The sequence below is a fragment of the Paraburkholderia ultramafica genome, from assembly GCF_902859915.1.
In the GTDB taxonomy this organism is placed as follows: domain Bacteria; phylum Pseudomonadota; class Gammaproteobacteria; order Burkholderiales; family Burkholderiaceae; genus Paraburkholderia; species Paraburkholderia ultramafica.
Genome location: NZ_CADIKK010000005.1, coordinates 209,033 through 228,890 on the forward strand (window position 1 = coordinate 209,033; position 19,858 = coordinate 228,890).

A 19,858-nucleotide genomic window follows, 5' to 3' on the forward strand; every position below is an offset into this window, starting at 1 on the left:
GCGCGCCGGTGACTCAGCCCATATGCAAACCGCCGTTCAGCGAAAAATCAGCGCCCGTGGAGAAACCCGATTCGTCCGACGCAAGCCATGCCACGATCGAGCCGATTTCGTCCGGCTGACCCAGGCGGCGCACCGGAATCGTCGCAACGATCTTTTCCAGCACGTCCGGACGGATCGACTTGACCATGTCGGTGCCGATGTAGCCCGGCGACACGGTGTTGACCGTCACGCCCTTGGTGGCCACTTCCTGCGCGAGCGACATCGTGAAGCCGTGAATGCCGGCCTTCGCGGTCGAGTAGTTGGTCTGGCCGAACTGGCCTTTCTGGCCGTTCACCGACGAGATGTTGATGACACGACCCCAGCCACGCTCGACCATGCCGTCGATCACCTGCTTGGTGACGTTGAAGAGGCTGGTCAGGTTCGTGTCGATCACCGCCGTCCAGTCTTCATGCGTCATCTTGCGGAACACGACGTCGCGCGTGATGCCGGCGTTGTTCACCAGCACGTCGATCTCGCCGACTTCAGCCTTGACCTTTTCGAACGCAGCCTTGGTCGATTGCCAATCGCCGACGTTGCCTTCGGACGCGACGAAATCGAAGCCCAAGGCCTTCTGCTCCTCGAGCCACTTCACGCGGCGCGGCGAATTCGGACCGCAGCCCGCGACCACCTTGAAGCCTTCTTTGTGCAGCCGCTGGCAAATGCTCGTGCCGATGCCACCCATCCCGCCCGTTACGTACGCAATTCGCTGTGTCATAAACTACACTCCGTTATCGTTTTCGAGGCGCCGAACAGCAACCTCTTCCCTCGCCTGATACTTCATCTCCGCTGCCGCCGGGCGACCGGCCGACGAGGCCCCTGCTGACACCGCGCGACGTCTGCTTCGACGCGACGCGCGGCAACCCTGCCTGATGCCTGCTGCCCGATGCCTGGCCGCCGGATCAGCGTGGCGTACTCAAGCGCGCTCGACCGCCAGCGCAACACCCATGCCGCCGCCGATACACAGCGACGCCAAACCCTTCTTCGCATCGCGCTTCTGCATTTCGTGCAGCAGCGTGACGAGAATCCGGCAACCGGATGCGCCGATCGGATGGCCGATCGCGATCGCGCCGCCGTTCACGTTGATCTTCGACGTGTCCCAGCCCATCTGCTGATTCACGGCGCACGCCTGCGCGGCGAACGCTTCATTGATTTCCATCAGGTCGAGCTCGGCCGGCGTCCAGCCCGCGCGCTCCAGACAGCGGCGCGAAGCCGGCACCGGACCCATGCCCATCACCTTCGGATCCAAGCCAGAGGTAGCGTAAGCCTTGATGCGCGCGAGCGGCGTGAGGCCGAGCGCCTCGGCCTTCTTCGCCGACATCACCAGCACCGCCGCCGCACCGTCGTTCAGACCGGACGCATTGGCCGCCGTGACCGAGCCTTCTTTCGAGAACGCCGGCTTCAGGCCCGCCAGCGATTCCGCCGTCACGCCGTGACGCACGAATTCATCGGTGGCGAAACGCAGCGGCTCACCTTTGCGTTGCGGGATTTCGACCGGCACGATTTCGTCGTTGAAACGGCCCGCTTTCTGCGCGGCTTCCGCCTTGTTCTGCGACAGCGCTGCGAACGCGTCCTGCTGCTCGCGCGTGATGCCGTATTCCTTGGCGACGTTTTCCGCCGTCACGCCCATGTGATACTGGTTGTACACGTCCCACAGACCGTCGACGATCATCGAGTCGATCAGCTTCGCGTCACCCATGCGGAAACCGTCGCGCGAACCCGGCAGCACGTGCGGAGCCGCGCTCATGTTTTCCTGACCGCCCGCTACGACGATGTCCGCGTCACCCGCGATGATCGCGTTGGCCGCGAGCATCACGGCCTTCAGACCCGAGCCGCAGACCACGTTAATCGTCATGCCCGGCACGGCCGACGGCAATCCTGCCTTGATCAGCGACTGACGCGCCGGATTCTGGCCGGAGCCGGCCGTCAATACCTGCCCGAGGATCACTTCGCTCACCTGCTCGGGCTTCATGCCGGCCCGTTCGAGCACGGCGCGGATCACCACCGCGCCGAGCTCGGGCGCGGCGATCTTCGCCAGCGATCCACCGAATTTGCCTACTGCCGTACGGGCGGCCGATACGATCACAACATCAGTCATTTCCATATCCTCCGGGCACGTCGGCCAAAAGCGCCGCAGCCCGTCAAGTTAAAAATCTCGTTGCTCTTACGCCCTTGCTCATTCAGACGCTTAACCAGACGCTGATTCACTCCGCCAAACACCGCATCGTGACGCGCATTCAACTCTACTCCCGTTGCCGCACATAGCGTCCCGGCGCCGGCTCGAGCACCGGAAACTCATCCGAGCCCGCCACCGCGCGCGGCTTCACTTTCTTGCCGCTGTATTGATCCAGCCACGTGGTCCATTCGGGCCACCAGCTGCCGGGCACTTCAGTCGCGGCGCCGAACCATTCGTCCGGGTTCTCCGGCAACGTCCTGACGTCGCCTTCCAGCGTCCAGTAATTGCGCTTTTTCTTCGCGGGCGGATTGATCACGCCGGCGATATGCCCCGACGCGCCGAGCACGAACTTCAGCGGTCCGGTCAGCAGTGGCACCGACGCATACGCCGTTTGCCACGGCACGATATGGTCCTCGCGTGACCCGTAGATGAAGGTGGGCACGTCGATCTTCGACAGGTCGATCGGCTCGCCGCAGGTGGTCAACGCATTCGGCTCGCGCAGACGATTCTCGAGGTACGTGTTGCGCAGATACCAGACGTACATTGGACCCGGCAGGCTGGTCGAGTCGCTGTTCCAGTACAGCAGGTCGAACGGCACCGGCGTGCGGCCCTTCAGGTAATTGTCGACGACGTAGTTCCACACCAGATCGTTCGGCCGCAGGAACGAGAACGTGTTGGCGAACTCGATGCCGCGCATCAATCCCGGCGGCGCACCGTTCTTGCCGCCGATGGTCTGCTCGCGCATCTGCACATGCGACTCGTCGACGAACACGTCGAGCACGCCGGTGTCGGAGAAGTCGAGCATCGCGGTGAGCAGCGTCATCGACGCGGCCGGATGTTCGCCGCGCGCAGCGGCCACCGCCAGCGCGGTGGCGAGCATCGTGCCGCCCACGCAGAAGCCGAGCGTATTGATCTGCTCGCGGCCGCTGATCTTGCCGACGATGTCGATCGCGGTGAGCACGCCCTCGCTGATGTAGTCGTCCCAGGTTTTATGCGCGATCGATTGATCCGCGTTGCGCCACGAAATCAGGAACACCTGGTGCCCCGCATCGAGACCGTGAGCGACCAGCGAGTTCTCCGGTTGCAGATCGAGAATGTAGTACTTGTTGATGCAGGGCGGCACGATCAGCAGCGGCCGCTCGCGCACGGTCGCTGTGCGCGGCTTGTACTGGATCAGCTGCAGCAGGTCGTTTTCGAACACCACCGAGCCTTCGGTATTCGCGAGATTTTCGCCGACCACGAAACGCGATTCATCGGTCTGCGAAATCTTGCCGCGCTGCATGTCGCCGAGCAGGTTCATCACGCCCTGCCGCAAGCTCTCGCCCTTGCTGTCGAGCAAGGTCTTTTGCGCTTCCGGATTCAACGCGAAGAAGTTGCTCGGCGCGGCCGCCGCGGTCCACTGCTGAACCGCGAAACGGATACGCTCGCGCATCTTCGGTTCGGTGTCGAGCGCGTCGACCATTTCCTGCAGATAGCGCGCGTTCAACAGATACCAGGCGGCGGTGAACGCGTAGGCCGGCGTCGAGCTCCATGCTTCGGAACTGAAGCGGCGGTCCTTGAGTTCGGGCGCCGTGGTCGCGGACGTGGTGGCCTGCTGGATCAACTCCATCGCCTCGCGCGAATAATCGGCTTGCAGTTTCTGCAGACGCTCGGATGGAATCGCGGCGGCCGGTATATTCAAGCCGGCAAACGAAGGCATGGTCCCTGCGGCCAGTTTGCCGAAGTCGGGCATGCCGGGAAACGACGGTATCTGGGGAAAACCCATTTGCGCGATGCCCGGCACCTGGGGCATCTGCGGCATGGCGAACGGCATGCCGCTAGCGCCGGGTGGTGTGCCGAGCGAACGCCATGCGTTCATCCAGGTGTCGAATAACTGCTGCACGCCGGCGGCGGATGTTGCGCCGCTCGTACCGGCCTGCTGCGTATGCTCCGTCGAGGAGTCCGTGCTGGGAGAAGCTGAGGAATGTGATGCTGCCATGCCTGCTTTTGACCGGTAAGTCCTTGCGGACGGGTTGAGAGGCAGGTTCGTGCGCACGTGAGCAATTGCTCGCGACCTCGTCACGCCCTGTCCCATGTACGAGGAGCTCGTGAGGAACATTCTTGCTCCCCATCGCAAGGCATGTCAATGCTTGTTCCCGATTTTGCCGCAGTGCGATAGCTTTTTAATTATCGTTTTCCCTGTGTAGCAGATCGCGCTTTTCGGAGTTCGGCGATTGAAGGCGCCGACGAACGCAAAAAGCTCCCAAATTGCATGGGTTTACGTGCATTTATCCGTTCGCACGCAGACGTTTTTTGCGGCAGATTCGCGCTAGCGACACGAATTCCGGCAACGCAGCAAAAATGCGTTCCGCGCCTCCCAACAAACCCTCATACGTGTGCCCGCAGGGCCGCGTGGCTCAGGCCGCCGCCGCGCCCAAACGTAGCACGCCCGCCTGACGATGATTCGGCGAGCGAAGCGTCATCAGGCGGGCGTGCCCTTCAATTTGAAGCGGGACTGCCGTGCGCGGCGAGCGCCGCGCGTTAGTCCGCGAGTGTCTGCGCCTGATCGTCCAGCCAGATCAGCGCGGCCATGCGCCCGGTCTCGCGGTCGCGGCGATAGGAATAGAAGCGCTCACGTTGCGTGACCGTGCAGAGATCGCCGCCGACGATCCGTGTCACGCCCAGCGCCTGCAAACGCAAGCGCGCGAGCGCCGGGAGATCGGCGAGAAATTTACCCGCATTGCGCGGATGCTCGACAAATGCGGTCGCCGTGGCGTCCCGTTGCGCGCCGTCGACACCGTTCATGAAGGCGTCACGCACATCGGCTCCGACCTCGAACGTGTCTGGACCGATCGACGGTCCGAGATAGGCGTGCAATGCGCCAGCCTCTACGCCGGCGAGCGCCGCGACGCGCTGCGCGGTCTGCTCGACGATGCCGGCCGCCAGCCCGCGCCAACCCGCATGCGCCGCGCCGACCGCGCGGCCCGCTGCGTCGCATAACAGCACCGGCATGCAGTCGGCCACCATCACGACGCACACCGTGCCCGGACGATTGGTGACACTCGCGTCGGCGCGGGTCGGCATGCCGTCTGCATGAGCCTGCGCGAGCACATCTTCAGCTCGCACGATGCCGGCGCCGTGAATCTGTTCGAGCCACGCGGCCTCGCTGACACCGGCGAGGCCCAGCAGCCGCGCGCGATTGAGCGCGACCGCGGCCGGATCGTCACCGGCTTTCATGCCCAGATTCAGGCCGCCGGGCTGATCCGCGCCATCCTGCCAGCGGCCGAACGGCGGCTGACTCACGCCGCCGTTGCGCGTGGTGACGAGCGCGCGCACGCGCGGCGACACATTCCATGCGGGTTGCACGACATCGGCAAAGCTCAGCTCCGGCGCATTCATGCTCATGCGTGTTCGTCCTCGTCGTCTTCATCGTGGTCGTCGGCTGCGTCGTCGGCGTCGTCGTGATCGACGGCGCTGTCCGCGTCGGCATCGTCGTCCAGCGATGCGTCGTAGTCGGCTTCCTCATAGTACGTCTCGTCGAACTCGCCCGCATCGTCGCGTCCCAGACCGAGCGCCGCCGACAGCGCCTCCATGTCGTCCGGCACATCGGCGCGCCACTGCATCGTGCGGCCGGTTCGCGGGTGAATCAGGCCGAGCCGCCATGCGTGCAGCGCCTGGCGCACGAAACCGCCGGGCAGCGGCGTGACCGAGCGCTTGCCGCGAGCCCGCCCATACACCGGGTCGCCGAGCAGCGGATGGCCGATGTGCGCGCAATGCACGCGAATCTGATGGGTGCGGCCGGTTTCCAGATCGCAGTGAATCGCCGTGACCGGCTGGCGCTGCCAGATCGCCGAATCAACCCTGCGGAAATGCGTGCGTGCCGGCTTGCCCGACGCGCTCGTCACCACCGCCATGCGCGTGCGTTCGCGCGGATCGCGGCCGATCGGCGCGTCGATCGTGCCTTCTTCGGGCATATTGCCCCACACCAGCGCGAGGTAGCGGCGCTTCACCGTGCGCGCCTGCAACTGGCGCACGAGGTCGGTCTGCGCCTCGAGCGTGCGCGCCACCACCATCAGCCCGGAGGTTTCCTTGTCGAGCCGGTGCACGATACCCGCGCGCGGCAAGCCCGCCGCGGCGTCGCCGTAGCGGTACAGCAGACCGTTGAGCACAGTACCGCTCCAGTTGCCGGCCGCCGGATGCACGACCATGCCGGCCGGCTTGTTGATGACCACCAGCGTGTCGTCTTCATAGACGATCTCGAGCGGCACCGGCTCGGGCGTGAACGCGAGCTGCTCGGGCAGCAGATCGGGCACCAGCTCGATGGTCGCGCCGAGCGCCACCGGCTGGCGGATCTTCGCCGGCTTGCCGTCGATGCGCACCCGCTCGGCTTCGATCCAGCTTTGCAGGCGGTTGCGCGAGAACTCGGGAAACACCCGCGCGAGCACCTTGTCGAGGCGTTCGCCGGCCAGTTCGTCGGGCACCACGACGCTGCGCGGGCTCTCGTCCGCGACGCGGCTCGCCACGGTCGGCACCATGGCCGGCGCACCGGCGGCGGCGAGCGCGTCGCTGCCGAGATCGTCGTCGAGGGAATCGACGGCCAACGCGTCGGAGGGGTCAGCGCTTACGCTATAATCTTCGTTGCTATTCCCGGCACCGGTTGCGGCGCCTGGAGTATTTGAGCGGGTCATTGAGTCTGGGTCACCTGGACGTAAAGCTAGACTGGAAAATGCGAGCCTTGAACACCATCACTAAAGCGGCGATCAATTTGGCGGCCATCAAGAAGGCGGCCCGGAAAGTGGCCGGATACATTGCATGTGCCGCAGCCGTCGCCGTTGTTGCGGCTTGCCACGGCCTGCCGGAAAAGACCGACGAGACGGCAACGTGGAACAACAACAAATTATATACGGAGGCGAACGACGCCTTGACCGGTGGTGATTTCGGCAAGTGCGCGAAGTACTTCGAAATGCTCGAAGGCCGCGACCCGTTCGGCCATTTCGCCCAGCAAGCGCAGATCAACGTCGCGTACTGCAACTGGAAAGACAACGAAAACGCCGCCGCCGACCAGGCGATCGACCGCTTCATCCAGCTGCACCCGGATCACCCGGACATTGCTTACGCGTACTACCTGAAGGGCATGATCCACTTCAACGACGACCTCGGTCTGTTCGGCCGCTTCTCCGGCCAGGACATGAGCGAGCGCGATCCGAAGTCGCTGCGCGAGTCATATGACGCGTTCAAGGTGGTGGTCGACCGCTACCCGAACAGCAAGTATGCGCCGGACGCCGCGCAACGCATGCGCTATATCGTGAACGCGCTGGCGTCGCACGAAGTCCACGCGGCCGATTATTACTACCGCCGTGGCGCTTATGTCGCCGCGATCAACCGCGCGCAACTGGCGTTGCGAGAGTACAAGAACGCACCGGCTATCGAAGACGCGCTGCACATCATGATGCTGTCGTACGACAAGCTGAATCAGCCGCAACTGGCCGCCGACACCAAGCGCGTGCTCGCCGGCACCTTCCCCGACAGCCCGTACATCACGGGCCACGCACGGCCGGGTGCGGCGAAGTCGTGGTGGCAGTTCTGATGCGCGCCGCGCACTGAAAATCAGTTGGAGATAAGAACGCCACGACTTCGGTCGTGGCGTTCTTATTTGCGCGGGCCGCCTGCCTCAGTGAAGGCGCAGGCGGCTAAGCACAGCCTTTGGCCGCGCTCAGTCCCGCTCGAACAATGCGATCGACTCCACGTGCGACGTGTGCGGGAACATGTTCACCACGCCCGCGCCGACCAGCCGATAGCCCGCCTCATGCACGAGCAGGCCCGCATCGCGAGCGAGCGTCGCCGGATTGCACGACACGTAGACTATACGCTTCGGCAACGGCCCATTGCCGCTCTGCGCGATCTCCGCCAACGCCTTGGCGACGGCCAGCGCACCTTCGCGCGGCGGATCGACGAGGAATTTGTCGAAGTGGCCGAGCGCGCGTAGGTCGTCGGCGGTGACTTCGAACAGATTGCGGCACGCGAACGACGTATGCCCCGCCACGCCGTTCAGCTCGGCATTGGCGAGCGCGCGCGAGGTCAGCACTTCGCTGCCTTCGATGCCGACGACTTCCTGCGTAATCCGCGCGAGCGGCAGCGTGAAATTGCCGATCCCGCAGAACAGATCGAGCACGCGATCGGTGCGCGCCGGCGCCAGCAAGCGCAGCGCACGGCTGATCAGCACGCGGTTGATCGCGTGGTTCACCTGGGTGAAGTCGGTCGGCTTGAACGGCATGCGGATGTTGTATTCCGGCAGCGTGTAGTCGAGTTGCACGTCGAGCGGATAAAACGGCGTGACCGTGTCCGGGCCGCCTGGCTGCAGCCAGAACTGCACCTTGTGCTCGTCGGCGAAATCGCGCAGCACCTGTTCGTCGGCGGCGGTGATCGGCGCGAGGTTGCGCACCACCAGCGCCGTGACCGACGAGCCGACCGCCAGCTCGAGCTGCGGCATGCGGTCGTAAATCGACAGCTTGCGGACCATGAAACGCAGCGGCATCAGCATCGCCGACACATGCGGCGGCAGCACTTCGCAGGTCTTCATGTCGGCGATGTAGCTGCTCTTCTTCTCGTGGAAGCCGATGCGCATGCCGCCTTTTTCCGGCAGATAGCGCACGGCCAGGCGCGCACGGTAGCGATAACCCCAGGCCGGCCCATGAATCGGCCGGAACACCGTTTCGGGACGCAGCTTCGCCAGATGCTGCAGGTTGTCCTCGAGCACACGCTGCTTGACGGCGACCTGCGCGCGGATATCCAGATGCTGCATCGAACAGCCGCCGCAGATATCGAAGTAGCTGCATTTCGGCTTGGTGCGGAGCACGCTTTCGCGGAACACCTGGACGACTTCGGCCTGCTCGAATTTCGGCTTGCTGCGATGCGTCGAGTAGCTGACGCGCTCGCCGGGCAATGCGCCCTCGACGAAAATCACCTTGCCGGGCGTGCCGTCTTCGCTCTCGGTGCGGCCTACGCCGCGCGCTTCCATATCGAGCGAAACGATTTCGATGACCGGCTCGTTGCCGGTGATGACGAGCGCTGGCGCCGCAGCGGGCGCCTTATGCCTGGGCGGGCGCTTCGGCGAGCGACGATGGGGGGCAGTTCGGGACACCTGCGACTTCCTGACAGACTTGGGGGAAAGGCGAGATTGTAGACGAAGCGCCGCCGTTGCCAATCGCCGTTGCCAACGACCAGGCGCGGCGCTTCGTTAGCCGGCCCGGCAGCGGGCCAACGGCAGACTATTGATCGAACGCCGCCAGATACCCGGCCCATTGCGGCGCGATTTCCAGCGCCAGCGCATTCTTGACCAGGTTGATCTCGTCAGCATACTCCGCTGCCGAAAACGCGCCGCGAATCAGCTGGAAGCGGCAATACAGCAGATAGGTATTGACGACGTCTGTCTCGCAGTAATTACGGATTTCCTCGATGCGCCCTTCCTGATACGCGTGCCACACCTGGCTGCCGTCCATGCCCATCTTGCCGGGGAAGCCGCACATCTTGGCGAGCGCGTCGAGCGGCGCGTTGGCGCGCGCCTGGTACATCGCCAGCACGTCCATCAGATCCGTGTGACGCGCGTGGTAGCGGCTGATGTAGTTGTTCCACTTGAACTCGCGGTCGTCCTCGCCGAGGTCCCAGAAACGGCTGGCGGGAATACCGTTGACCAGCGCCCGGTAGTTCAGCACCGGCAGGTCGAAACCGCCGCCGTTCCACGACACGAGCTGCGGCGTGTACTTCTCGATCACCCGATAAAACGACTGCACCAGCGCCGCTTCGCCGTCTTCCAGCGTGCCGAGCGAACGCACCCGGAAGCCATTGTTGTCGCGGAACACGCAGGAAATTGCCGCGATGCGCTGCAGGTGATGCGGCAGGAAATCACTGCCGGTCTTTTCACGACGCGCGGCGAACGCGTGCTCGGCGACTTCGGCGTCGCTCATCGTGGGAGGCAAATCTTCGAGGCGGCGAATGCCGGCGACATCGGGAATCGTCTCGATGTCGAAAACAAGAATCGGTGTCATCGGGTTATAGAACGGCGTCCTTCCGAACACCGTTGGAGGCGAAGAAGCGCTTCAACCGCACGAGCGCTTCCTGTTGGATCTGGCGCACGCGCTCGCGCGTGAGGCCCATTTCGTCGGCCAGCTCTTCGAGCGTGGCGGGTTCGATGTGATTCAGTCCGAAGCGGCGCTCGATCACATGACGATGCTTGTCCGACAAGCGCGCGAGCCATGCGCGCGTGAGCGTTTCCAGTTCGCGATGCTGCACCTCGGCATCCGGCGACTGGCTCTGGTCGTCGGACAGCAGATCGAGCAGGCTGCTCGCCGGGTCGAGGTCGAGCGGCGCGTCGAGCGACGCGGTGTGCTCGTTCAGCGCGAGAATATCGGTGACTTCGTCGGTGGTCTTGCCGGTCAGATAGGCGATGTCGTCGATGCTGGCATCGCGGCGCTCGGCCGCTTCGCCGGAATTCATCGAATTTTTTTCCAGATGGCGCTTGGCGCGCAGCACTTGATTGAGCTCACGAATCACGTGCACCGGCAAGCGCACGGTGCGCGCCTGGTTCATGATCGCGCGCTCGATGCTCTGTCGGATCCACCACGTGGCATAAGTCGAAAACCGGAAGCCGCGCGTCGGATCGAATTTTTCGATCGCGTGCATCAGCCCGAGGTTGCCCTCTTCGATCAGATCGAGCAGCGGCACGCCGCGATTCAGATAACCCTTCGCGATGCTGACGACGAGCCGCAGATTACGTTCGATCATCACCTGCCGCGCATCGAACTCGCCCGCCTTGGCAAGGCGCGAATACTTCTGCTCCTCTTCGACGGTGAGAAGCGGCTTCACGCTGATGCGGTTCAGATAGTGCTGGATCGTGTCGGCCGTCAGCTCGGCTTGCAGCAACGCACGGAAATCGTCCGCGTCCGGCGCGACTTCGCTCGCGCCGTCGCGGGCGTCGCCGGCTTCGTCCGCGCTGCCCTGGCGTTCGTCGAGATCGCGCTCCTCCGCGATCTCTTCTTCCGCTTCCGAAGCGCCGCTTTCGTCCACTGCGCCGGACGTGGCTGGGCTGATCGTTTCAGACTCGGCTTGCGGCGGGCGGCGCTTCGATTTCGGCATGGTCGTATCGCTTATTGCGGCGGCAAATACTTCAGTGGGTCGACAGGTTTACCCTGCCGGCGAACTTCGAAATGCAACATCACACGGTCGGAATCGCTATTGCCCATCTCAGCGATCTTCTGCCCCTTCGTTACCGCGTCCCCCTCTTTTACCATCAAAGAGCGGTTGTGTGCATACGCGGTGAGATAAGTTGCATCATGCTTGATGATAATGAGATTGCCGTAACCACGCAGCCCATTTCCGGCATACACGACGCGGCCATCCGCGGAAGCCTTCACCGGATCGCCCGAGGCGCCGCCGATATTGACGCCCTTGTTGGTCGAATCGTTGAAGGTGCCGAGTAGCGGGCCGCGCACCGGCCACGCGAAAGCGACGTTGCCGGACGCGCCGGCGCCCGAGTCGCTTGCCGCGCCCGCGGACGGCGACGGCGCCGCGTTGTTCGCCACCGAACCGTACAGCGGCGGCGCCGCCACGCCGGCTGCGGCTCCCGTGGACGGTGTGCTGCCGAGCGGCGCACTCTGCACCGCTCCATTGCTGCCGATCGGCGCGGTTGCCACGCCCGGTGTCAGCCCGGCCGTATTCGCACCCGGTGGCACGACGCGCAGCAACTGGTCGACCTCGATCTGATTCGGGTTGGTCAGATTGTTCCACGCAGAAATGTCGCGGTAGTTCTGGCCGTTCTCCAACGCAATCCGGTACAGCGTGTCGCCCGGCTTCACGCGATAGTAGCCCGGCGGCGGCGGTCCGAGCGGCACGGCCGGCTGCGCGGCTTGCGTACTGAGCGGGCTGCCGCCCGAGCGGTCGACGACCGGCGCCTGATCGAGCCGGGAAGCACAGGCCGTCATCAACAGGGACAAGGCGAGCACGCACACGCTACGCTGGGTTACGGTCATGGGGACATTCAGGCTGGTTCTTCGCATCGCGCGCAACATACTCATCGGTGTCAAATCACTCCGGATTTTAAAGGTACAAAGAAAACGCGATCAAGCCGCGACTCGCGCCACTGCGCGGGCCCGAGGCGCTCGACCAGCGTCAGCACCTGGCTCTGGCCGTCCTGCGAGCCGACCGGCGCAACCAGACGGCCGCCGATCGCGAGTTGTTCAAGCAATGCTTGCGGGACGTCGAGCCCCGCGGCGGCGATCACGATCGCGTCGAACGGCGCCGCCGACGGCAGGCCGAGTCGCCCGTCGCCGTAGTGCAGCCGGATGTTCGGAATGCGCAGCGGACGCAGGTTCGTCTTCGCGCGTTCGGACAGCGGCTTGATGCGTTCGATCGAATAAACCTCGCGTGCAACCTGGCTCAGCACCGCCGCCTGATAACCGCAGCCGGTGCCGATTTCGAGCACGTTGTTGAGCGCGCGGCCGGCTGCCGCCAGTTCGATCATTCGCGCGACCACTGAGGGCTTGGAGATCGTCTGGTGATGACCGATCGGCAACGCGGCATCTTCGTAGGCCTGGGCCGCGAGGCCCGGATCGACGAACATGTGGCGCGGCACCACCGCCATCGCGTTCAACACGCGCTGATCGGTCACGCCGTTCCCACGCAGGCGTTCGACCATGCGTTCGCGAACCCGTTCGGAAGTCAGTGCCAGCGCACTGTTCAAAGCGACGTTCGGCGCGGCCGAGCGTTCGTTGGCACGGGCGGCGGGTTTGGCCGGCGGCGTCGACTGAGGCGTGGCGCGCGTGGTCGGGTTCGGCGCGTGCGTGGCGTGCGTGGCGGGCTTGGCTGGCGCTTTGGCTGACGACGAAAGCGACGGCGCGGTCTGCGGCTTCGGCTGCGTAGTGACTAGAGGCTTGGCTTGAGGCTTGGCTTGCACCGGCGTCTGCCCCTTGCCCGGCGTCCTCGACTGCGCCTTGGCCGCGGACCCGCTCGGCACATGCTTCGCCGGCTGCTGACGCGCGTTCAGCGCCGCACTCGCGGCAAGCGCCGCCGCGCGCACTTCGCCCGGACGCCCTTCGGGCCGGCGCGGTTCCCGCACCAGGTCCTCGAGGCCGAGCGGAAAGCGCTTGGCGCGCTCGCTGGTCATGAAGCGCCGCTGCCGCCGCGCGCCCAGTCGCGCGCCACGGGCAGCATTTGCGTGTCGGTCAGGTCGAGCTGCAGCGGCGTGATCGACACGCGGCCGTTGGCGATCGCGTGGAAATCGGTGCCTTCGCTCGCGTCGCGCGCGCTGCCCGACGGACCGATCCAGTAGATCGGCTCGCCGCGCGGGTTGGTCTGACGGATCACCGGCTGCGACGGATGCCGCTTGCCGAGACGCGTGATATGCCAGCCGTCGAGTTGCTCGTACGGCAGGTTCGGGATATTGACGTTCAGCAATGGGTGCCCGGGCAGCGGCTGCTCGAGATAATGCGTGACGATTTCGGCGGCGACCCGGACCGCGTCTTCGAGATGCGCCCAGTCCTTGTCGACCAGCGAGAACGCGATGGCCGGCACACCGAACATGATGCCTTCGGTGGCGGCCGCGACGGTGCCCGAATAAAGCGTGTCTTCGCCCATGTTCTGGCCGTTGTTGATGCCCGACACCACCAGATCCGGCGTATGGTCGAGCATGCCCGTCAGCGCGATGTGCACCGAGTCGGTGGGCGTGCCGTTCACGTAGTAGAAGCCGTTGGCCGAACGCAGGACCGAGAGCGGCCGCGACAGCGTCAACGAATTCGACGCGCCGCTGCAATTCTGTTCGGGGGCCATCACGGTGACGTCCGCGATCTGCTTGAGCGCTTCGTAAAGCGCTGCAAGGCCTGGCGCCAGGTAACCGTCGTCATTGCTGAGTAGGATTCGCATGCGGCGATTGTAACCGAGGAAAGATGGCACGCGAACGACACGGCGGCCGTGCGCGCGCCGCATGCAAAGCGCACGTACAACGTTTGCAGCGAATCAGCCCGGGCCGCTTGGCGGCGCTGCGCCGAATGTGTGCCGCACAATAAAAACGCACGGTCGTGCTGATTGTTTTACACTCGGAATGCTTGCGAACCCTGATCGATATGGAGACACGATGCGCGCGATTCGCTGTAATCAATACGGCCCCCCGGAGAGCCTGGTCGTCGAAAACCTGCCGGACCTCGAGCCGCCGCCCGGCCACGTCGTAATCGACGTCAAAGCCGCGGCCGTCAATTTCCCCGACGTGCTGATCATCGAAAACAAATACCAGTTCAAACCACCTCTGCCCTTTACGCCCGGCTCGGAAGTCGCGGGCGTCGTGCGCGCGGTCGGCGCCGACGTGACGCAATTCAAACCCGGCTCGCGCGTGGTCGCGTTCACCGGTTCGGGCGGCTTTGCCGAACAGGCGCTGGCGCCGGCCTCGGCATGCGTGCCGCTCGCGGACGGCGTCGAGTTCGAACTGGCGGCGGCGTTCACGCTCGCGTACGGCACCTCGCATCACGCGGTGGTCGATCGCGGCGCGTTGCAAGCCGGCGAGACGATGCTGGTGTTGGGCGCGGCGGGTGGCGTCGGACTGGCGGCCGTCGAGATCGGCAAGGCACTCGGCGCGCGCGTGATCGCGGCCGCGTCGAGCGACGAGAAGCTCGTCACCTGCGTCAGGCACGGCGCGGACGCAACCATCAACTACAGCACCGAAGACCTGCGCGAGCGCATCAAGGCGCTTACCGACGGCAAAGGCCCAGACGTGATCTACGATCCCGTCGGCGGCGTTTATGCGGAACCGGCGTTTCGCAGCATCGGCTGGCGCGGGCGTTATCTGGTGGTCGGTTTCGCGAACGGTGAGATTCCGAAACTGCCGCTCAATTTGATGCTGCTCAAAGGCGCGAGTCTGGTCGGCGTATTCTGGGGCGATTTCGCGAAGCGCGAGCCGCAGCGTAATCACGCGGCGTTTCAGCAGATGACCGGCTGGATTGGTGAAGGCAAGCTCAAGCCGTACGTGTCCGCTCGCTATTCACTCGCCGACACCGGCCGCGCTTTGCGTGATATGGCCGAGCGTCGCGTGATCGGCAAGGTGGTGATTACGCCATAGTCGCGGCGCGCTTGATCGATGCCTGATTGAGCGCTTGATTGAGCGGGCCGCAAAAGCGAAAACGGCGTGCGGTTTTTCAAACCGCACGCCGTTTTTGTTGAGTCTGCGTTTGCTGAGTCTGCGCTTATCGAACCAAGCTTATTGAGCCCGCACCTGTTGAGTCTGCACTTGTCGCCCTAGTACTAACCCTGCTTGCCGCCTATCAGGCTCCGCGCCTGCAGCGCCTACAGCTTCTCAGTATCCCCAGTCTTCGGCTGCCACTTCATCAGCCTCCGCTCGCCAATGCCGACGATCGCATCGAGAACCAGCGCGAACGCGGTCAACACCAGAATCCCGGCGAACACGGTATTGATATCGAAGGTGCCCTCGGCTTGCAGAATCAGATAGCCGACGCCGCGCGCCGAGCCGAGATACTCCCCCACCACCGAACCGACGAACGCCAGTCCTACCGACGTATGCAGGCTGGAAAACACCCAGCTCATCGCGCTCGGCAAATAGACGAAGCGCAGCAGTTGCTTGCGATTCGCGCCGAGCATCCGCGCGTTCGCGAGCACGACCGGGCTGACTTCCTTCACGCCCTGATAGACGTTGAAGAACACGATAAAAAACACCAGCGTGACACCCAACGCCACCTTCGACCAGATGCCGAGGCCGAACCACACGCCGAAGATCGGCGCGAGAATCACGCGCGGCATCGAGTTGGCCGCCTTGACGTACGGATCGAACAACGCGCTCGCGAGCGGCGCCAACGCGAGCCACAGGCCGACGCCGAGTCCGAGCGCCGTACCCAGCACAAATGCGAGCACGGTCTCGACCAGCGTGATCCACAGATGCAGATAGATCTCGCCGCCCGTGAACCACTCCCAGATCCGCTGCAGCACCTTCTGCGGCTCGCCGAAGAAGAACGCGGCCTTGTTCGGATCGTCGAAATAGAACGCCGGCAACAACGTCGGGCTGGTCAGCACATACCAGAGCACGAAGCACAGCACGAGCAGCAGCCATTGCCAGATCACCAGATTCGCCCGGCTCGGGCGTAACGTCTTCCACATGACTCGGTTTGCCTTGGACGATTTGATGGACGCGTTTGCCGAACGCGAATACACGACGCAACGCGACGCGACACTACATGACGCTAGACCACGCGACGCGGCTAAACCGCGGTCAGTTGCTGCTGGTAACCCTCGAGCACCTCATCGCGCAGCACACTCCAGATCTGCGCATGCAGCTCGACGAAACGTGGATGCGCGCGGATTTCAGCGACGTCGCGGGGCCGCGGCAAATCGATCGTGAATTCACCGATCGGATGCGTGCCCGGTCCCGCCGACAACACCACCACGCGGTCGGACATCGCGATCGCTTCGTCGAGATCGTGCGTGATGAACAACACCGCCTTGCGTTTGGCGGCCCACAGGTCGAGCAATTCGTTTTCCATCAACTGACGCGTCTGGATATCGAGTGCCGAAAACGGCTCGTCCATCAAGATGATGTCGGGATCGAGAATCAGCGTCTGCGCCATCGCGACGCGCTTGCGCATGCCGCCCGATAGCTGATGCGGATAACGATCGCCGAAGCCGCCAAGGCCGACACGCTTCAACCACTCGTCGGCTTTGACGCGCGCTTCGGCGGTGGCCACGCCGTGAAACGCGAGGCCGGCCATCACGTTGTCGATCGCCGAGCGCCACGGCATCAATGCGTCGGCCTGGAACATATAGCCGGCGCGCCGGTTGATCCCATCGAGCGGCTCGTCGAACACGCTGACCGTACCCGACGACGGCAGCAGCAACCCCGCGCCGACGTTCAGCAGCGTGGATTTCCCGCAGCCGGTCGGACCGACCACCGAGACGAACTCTCCGGGCGCGATGCGCAGCGTGGTGTCCTTGACCGCCGTGTAGCGCTGCGTGCGGTTATCGCGCGCAGCAAATGTGCAGGTGATGTTTTCGAGTGCCAGGGCGGCAACGGTCATCGTTCGGCTCGCTTCTTCGAAGATCGGTTTCGGTGTGTGATGTTGCTGTCGTGGCGTTGTCGCGACCGTGGGCGAGGTGATCACAGCGCGCGCCGCGTCTGCCCCGCCCTTCACGCCAGCGCTTTACACCTTGACGGTGGTCAGCGCTTTCTTGACGAAGTCATTGGTCCACGCCTTCGACGGATCGATCGGTTTGCCCTGCACGGCCGGATCGAACGCCTGCAACGTCTTCAGCGACGTCGCGGGGCCATCCGCGGGCATCAGGCCGTCGGGCGACAGCGCTTCTCTCACATGCTGCCACGCGTCCAGATACACCGCGCGGTCGCCAAGCAGATAGCCTTCCGGCACCGTGTTGATCAGCTCACTGCCGCTCGCCGCCTGCAGCCACTTGAGCGAGCGCACCATCGCATTGGTCAGCGCCTGCGTGGTGTTCGGGTTCTTCGTGATGAAGCTTTGCGATGCGTACAGGCACCCTGCCGGCATATCGCCGCCGAACACGCTGCGCGTATCGGCGAGCGTGCGCGTATCCGTCACGACGCGGATCTCGCCCGCACGTTCGAGCCTGGTCATGACCGGGTCGAGATTGGCGATCGCGTCGATCTGCCCCGACTGCAACGCGGCGATCGCGCCGGCGCCCGCTCCGACGCCGATGAACGCGACGTCTTTCGCGGTCAGTCCGGCCTTCGCCAGCACGAAGCTCGCCATGATCGAGGTCGACGAACCCGGCGCGGTCACGCCGATCTTCTTGCCCTTCAGATCGGCGATCGATTTGTAGTTCGGCATGGTCTTCTTCGACACCGCCAGCACGATCTGCGGCGCGCGTCCTTGCAGCACGAATTCGCGGAACATCTGCTTCTGCGCCTGCAACAGCAACGTGTGCTCGAACGCACCGGAGACCACATCCGCGCTACCGCCGACTGCCGCCTTCAACGCTTGCGAACCACCGGCGAAATCGGAAATTTCGACGTCGAGCCCTTCGTCCTTGAAGTAATTGCGACGCTCGGCAATCGTGAGCGGCAGGTAGTAGAACAGGTTCTTGCCGCCGACCGCGATCGCCACTTTGGTGGTTTCAGGTTTGCCCTGCGCGAAAGCAAGCGGCGTGGCTGCCAGCGTGGCGCCAGCGAGCGCGGCGCTACCGGCGAGGAAGGTTCTGCGTTGCATGGTCTGTCGTCTCCAAACTTTTGTTGTGCGGCCCTTTTTGCAGCTGTTTTGTCGCTGTTCTTTTTTAGCCGCGGCGCTCGTGGGCGCCGCGCCTGAACCCATGTTCGCGTGACGGCTTGCGCCACGTCGTGTGCGCAAGCGTTGTGTGCAGCACGCACGATGGGCGTGCCCGCACGGCGCTGCGCTCAGACTATCTGTTGCGCGTGCAACCTTGCGATGTCGTCAGCATCATAACCTAGCGATTGCAGGACTTCATCGGTATGTTCACCCAGTTCGGGACCGAGCCAGCGCGTCTCGCCGGGGGTCGCCGAGAGCTTCGGCGTGACCGACGGCAGCGTGATTTCCTGGCCGTCCTGCCACTTGAAGCGCTGGATCATCTGACGCGCGATGAACTGCGGATCGGTGAACATGTCCGCCACGCTGTAGATGCGGCCAACCGGCACGTCGGCCGCATTCAGCACGGCGAGGGCTTCGTCGATGGTGCGCGTGGCGAGCCATGCGGCGATCGCGCCGTCGATCTCCTGAGTGCGCGGCACGCGCCCGTCGTTATGCGCGAGCGCCGGATCGTTCGCGAGATCGTCGCGTTCGATCGCCACCATCAGGCGCTTGAAGATCGGATCGCTATTGCCGCCGATCACGATGCTGCCGTCGCGGCACGGATACGTGTTCGACGGCACGATACCCGGCAGCGACGCGCCGGTGCGCTCGCGCACCATGCCGTACACGCCGTATTCGGGCACCACGCTTTCCATCATGTTGAAGACGGCCTCGTACAGCGCGACGTCGACGACCTGCCCCTTGCCGCCGTTCACCTGCTTGTGATGCAACGCCATCAACGCGCCGATCACGCCGTGCAACGCGGCGATCGAATCGCCGATCGAAATGCCGATGCGCGGCGGCGGCAAATCCGGATAGCCGGTGATATGGCGCAAGCCGCCCATCGATTCGGCGATCGCGCCGAATCCGGGCCGGTCGCGATAGGGTCCGGTCTGGCCATAGCCGGATAAGCGCACCATCACGAGGCCGGGGTTTTCCGCGCACAGCACGTCGTAACCGAGTCCAAGTTTCTCCAGCAAACCCGGCCGGAAATTTTCCACGACGATGTCCGCTTCTTTCGCGAGACGCCGCACGATCTCCTTGCCCTCTTCGGCCTTCAGATTGATCGTGACGGACTTCTTGTTGCGCGCCTGCACGGCCCACCATAGCGACGTGCCGCCGACTTCCGGATAAAGCTTGCGCCATTTGCGCAGCGGATCGCCGCCTTTGGGGTCTTCGATCTTGATGACGTCGGCGCCGAACTCGCCGAGAAAGCGCGCGGCGAACGGGCCGGCGATCAGCGTGCCGAGTTCCAGCACCTTGACGCCGGCGAGCGGGCCTTGGGGCGCGGCGCTCGCGCCTGATTCAGGGGTGGCGCTCATGTGTCTCCTTTCTTCTGATCCTGACG

General features: G+C 64.3%; 17 protein-coding genes. 2 read left to right on the plus strand and 15 right to left on the minus strand.

The features are described from left to right. Positions 1-13: 13 nt before the first annotated feature. The 5 genes from HV744_RS07505 to HV744_RS07525 form a co-directional block, all read right to left on the minus strand. Positions 14-754 carry a 3-ketoacyl-ACP reductase gene (locus HV744_RS07505; protein ID WP_175148897.1) on the minus strand — a complete coding sequence of 247 codons (741 nt, stop codon included), beginning with the start codon at positions 752-754 and terminating at the stop codon, positions 14-16. 198 nt (positions 755-952) lie between these two features. Beyond that, on the minus strand, positions 953-2,134 hold the full coding sequence (locus HV744_RS07510; RefSeq protein WP_175148898.1) for an acetyl-CoA C-acetyltransferase: 1,182 nt from the start codon (positions 2,132-2,134) through the stop codon (positions 953-955). 145 nt (positions 2,135-2,279) lie between these two features. Continuing rightward, on the minus strand, positions 2,280-4,094 hold the full coding sequence (gene phaC / locus HV744_RS07515) for a class I poly(R)-hydroxyalkanoic acid synthase (RefSeq protein WP_175148967.1): 1,815 nt from the start codon (positions 4,092-4,094) through the stop codon (positions 2,280-2,282). A 638-nt stretch (positions 4,095-4,732) separates the two neighbouring features. After that, positions 4,733-5,590: a peptidoglycan editing factor PgeF gene (gene pgeF / locus HV744_RS07520; RefSeq protein ID WP_175148968.1), complete on the minus strand. Its 858-nt coding sequence runs from the start codon at positions 5,588-5,590 to the stop codon at positions 4,733-4,735. 2 nt (positions 5,591-5,592) lie between these two features. Continuing rightward, positions 5,593-6,879 (minus strand): RluA family pseudouridine synthase, encoded by a 1,287-nt coding sequence (locus HV744_RS07525; protein WP_175148899.1) that lies wholly within the window; start codon positions 6,877-6,879, stop codon positions 5,593-5,595. Positions 6,880-6,917: 38 nt separating this feature from the next. Here HV744_RS07525 and HV744_RS07530 point away from each other — a divergent pair, with 38 nt between their 5' ends. Next, a complete protein-coding gene (locus tag HV744_RS07530) occupies positions 6,918-7,778 on the plus strand; it encodes an outer membrane protein assembly factor BamD (protein WP_175148900.1) in 861 nt (286 codons plus the stop codon). Between the two features lie 126 nt (positions 7,779-7,904). On the opposite strand, the gene rlmD is transcribed toward HV744_RS07530, so the two are convergent. The 6 genes from rlmD to surE all read right to left on the minus strand — a co-directional run bounded on the left by rlmD (position 7,905) and on the right by surE (position 14,104). Continuing rightward, entirely contained in the window at positions 7,905-9,332 is a 1,428-nt protein-coding gene (gene rlmD / locus HV744_RS07535; protein ID WP_175148901.1) for a 23S rRNA (uracil(1939)-C(5))-methyltransferase RlmD, read from the minus strand. A 127-nt stretch (positions 9,333-9,459) separates the two neighbouring features. Continuing rightward, a complete protein-coding gene (locus HV744_RS07540) occupies positions 9,460-10,236 on the minus strand; it encodes a 3'-5' exonuclease (protein ID WP_175148902.1) in 777 nt (258 codons plus the stop codon). Positions 10,237-10,240: 4 nt separating this feature from the next. Next, entirely contained in the window at positions 10,241-11,323 is a 1,083-nt protein-coding gene (gene rpoS / locus HV744_RS07545; protein WP_175148903.1) for an RNA polymerase sigma factor RpoS, read from the minus strand. An 11-nt stretch (positions 11,324-11,334) separates the two neighbouring features. Next, complete coding sequence (locus tag HV744_RS07550; protein ID WP_175148904.1) at positions 11,335-12,261, minus strand: peptidoglycan DD-metalloendopeptidase family protein; 927 nt, start codon at positions 12,259-12,261, stop codon at positions 11,335-11,337. A gap of 5 nt (positions 12,262-12,266) precedes the next feature. Beyond that, the gene (locus tag HV744_RS07555; protein WP_175148905.1) at positions 12,267-13,349 is read right to left on the minus strand and encodes a protein-L-isoaspartate(D-aspartate) O-methyltransferase; all 1,083 of its coding nucleotides are present in this window, start codon (positions 13,347-13,349) and stop codon (positions 12,267-12,269) included. Beyond that, entirely contained in the window at positions 13,346-14,104 is a 759-nt protein-coding gene (gene surE / locus HV744_RS07560; protein WP_175148906.1) for a 5'/3'-nucleotidase SurE, read from the minus strand. Before surE ends, HV744_RS07555 begins: the two co-directional genes overlap by 4 nt. Positions 14,105-14,315: 211 nt before the next feature. Here surE and HV744_RS07565 point away from each other — a divergent pair, with 211 nt between their 5' ends. After that, complete coding sequence (locus HV744_RS07565; protein ID WP_175148907.1) at positions 14,316-15,290, plus strand: NADPH:quinone oxidoreductase family protein; 975 nt, start codon at positions 14,316-14,318, stop codon at positions 15,288-15,290. Between the two features lie 224 nt (positions 15,291-15,514). Here the strand turns inward: HV744_RS07565 and HV744_RS07570 are convergent, their stop codons facing one another. The 4 genes from HV744_RS07570 to HV744_RS07585 form a co-directional block, all read right to left on the minus strand. Further along, positions 15,515-16,339 carry an ABC transporter permease gene (locus HV744_RS07570; protein WP_175148908.1) on the minus strand — a complete coding sequence of 275 codons (825 nt, stop codon included), beginning with the start codon at positions 16,337-16,339 and terminating at the stop codon, positions 15,515-15,517. Positions 16,340-16,440: 101 nt separating this feature from the next. Further along, positions 16,441-17,253: an ABC transporter ATP-binding protein gene (locus tag HV744_RS07575; protein WP_175148909.1), complete on the minus strand. Its 813-nt coding sequence runs from the start codon at positions 17,251-17,253 to the stop codon at positions 16,441-16,443. A 123-nt stretch (positions 17,254-17,376) separates the two neighbouring features. Beyond that, a complete protein-coding gene (locus HV744_RS07580) occupies positions 17,377-18,414 on the minus strand; it encodes an ABC transporter substrate-binding protein (protein WP_175148910.1) in 1,038 nt (345 codons plus the stop codon). Between the two features lie 185 nt (positions 18,415-18,599). Next, complete coding sequence (locus HV744_RS07585; protein ID WP_175148911.1) at positions 18,600-19,832, minus strand: CaiB/BaiF CoA transferase family protein; 1,233 nt, start codon at positions 19,830-19,832, stop codon at positions 18,600-18,602. Between the last annotated feature and the right edge of the window lie 26 nt (positions 19,833-19,858).

Bases quoted from the DNA above. Each gene is read 5' to 3' on its own strand.
- HV744_RS07525 (WP_175148899.1), bottom strand. From the start codon at position 6,879: ATGACCCGCTCAAATACTCCAGGCGCCGCAACCGGTGCCGGGAATAGC.
- HV744_RS07555 (WP_175148905.1), bottom strand. From the start codon at position 13,349: ATGACCAGCGAGCGCGCCAAGCGCTTTCCGCTCGGCCTCGAGGACCTG.
- pgeF (WP_175148968.1), bottom strand. From the start codon at position 5,590: ATGAATGCGCCGGAGCTGAGCTTTGCCGATGTCGTGCAACCCGCATGG.
- HV744_RS07530 (WP_175148900.1), top strand. From the start codon at position 6,918: ATGCGAGCCTTGAACACCATCACTAAAGCGGCGATCAATTTGGCGGCC.
- HV744_RS07510 (WP_175148898.1), bottom strand. From the start codon at position 2,134: ATGACTGATGTTGTGATCGTATCGGCCGCCCGTACGGCAGTAGGCAAA.
- HV744_RS07505 (WP_175148897.1), bottom strand. From the start codon at position 754: ATGACACAGCGAATTGCGTACGTAACGGGCGGGATGGGTGGCATCGGC.
- rpoS (WP_175148903.1), bottom strand. From the start codon at position 11,323: ATGCCGAAATCGAAGCGCCGCCCGCCGCAAGCCGAGTCTGAAACGATC.
- HV744_RS07540 (WP_175148902.1), bottom strand. From the start codon at position 10,236: ATGACACCGATTCTTGTTTTCGACATCGAGACGATTCCCGATGTCGCC.
- surE (WP_175148906.1), bottom strand. From the start codon at position 14,104: ATGCGAATCCTACTCAGCAATGACGACGGTTACCTGGCGCCAGGCCTT.
- HV744_RS07570 (WP_175148908.1), bottom strand. From the start codon at position 16,339: ATGTGGAAGACGTTACGCCCGAGCCGGGCGAATCTGGTGATCTGGCAA.
- HV744_RS07565 (WP_175148907.1), top strand. From the start codon at position 14,316: ATGCGCGCGATTCGCTGTAATCAATACGGCCCCCCGGAGAGCCTGGTC.
- HV744_RS07580 (WP_175148910.1), bottom strand. From the start codon at position 18,414: ATGCAACGCAGAACCTTCCTCGCCGGTAGCGCCGCGCTCGCTGGCGCC.
- HV744_RS07585 (WP_175148911.1), bottom strand. From the start codon at position 19,832: ATGAGCGCCACCCCTGAATCAGGCGCGAGCGCCGCGCCCCAAGGCCCG.
- HV744_RS07575 (WP_175148909.1), bottom strand. From the start codon at position 17,253: ATGACCGTTGCCGCCCTGGCACTCGAAAACATCACCTGCACATTTGCT.
- HV744_RS07550 (WP_175148904.1), bottom strand. From the start codon at position 12,261: ATGAGTATGTTGCGCGCGATGCGAAGAACCAGCCTGAATGTCCCCATG.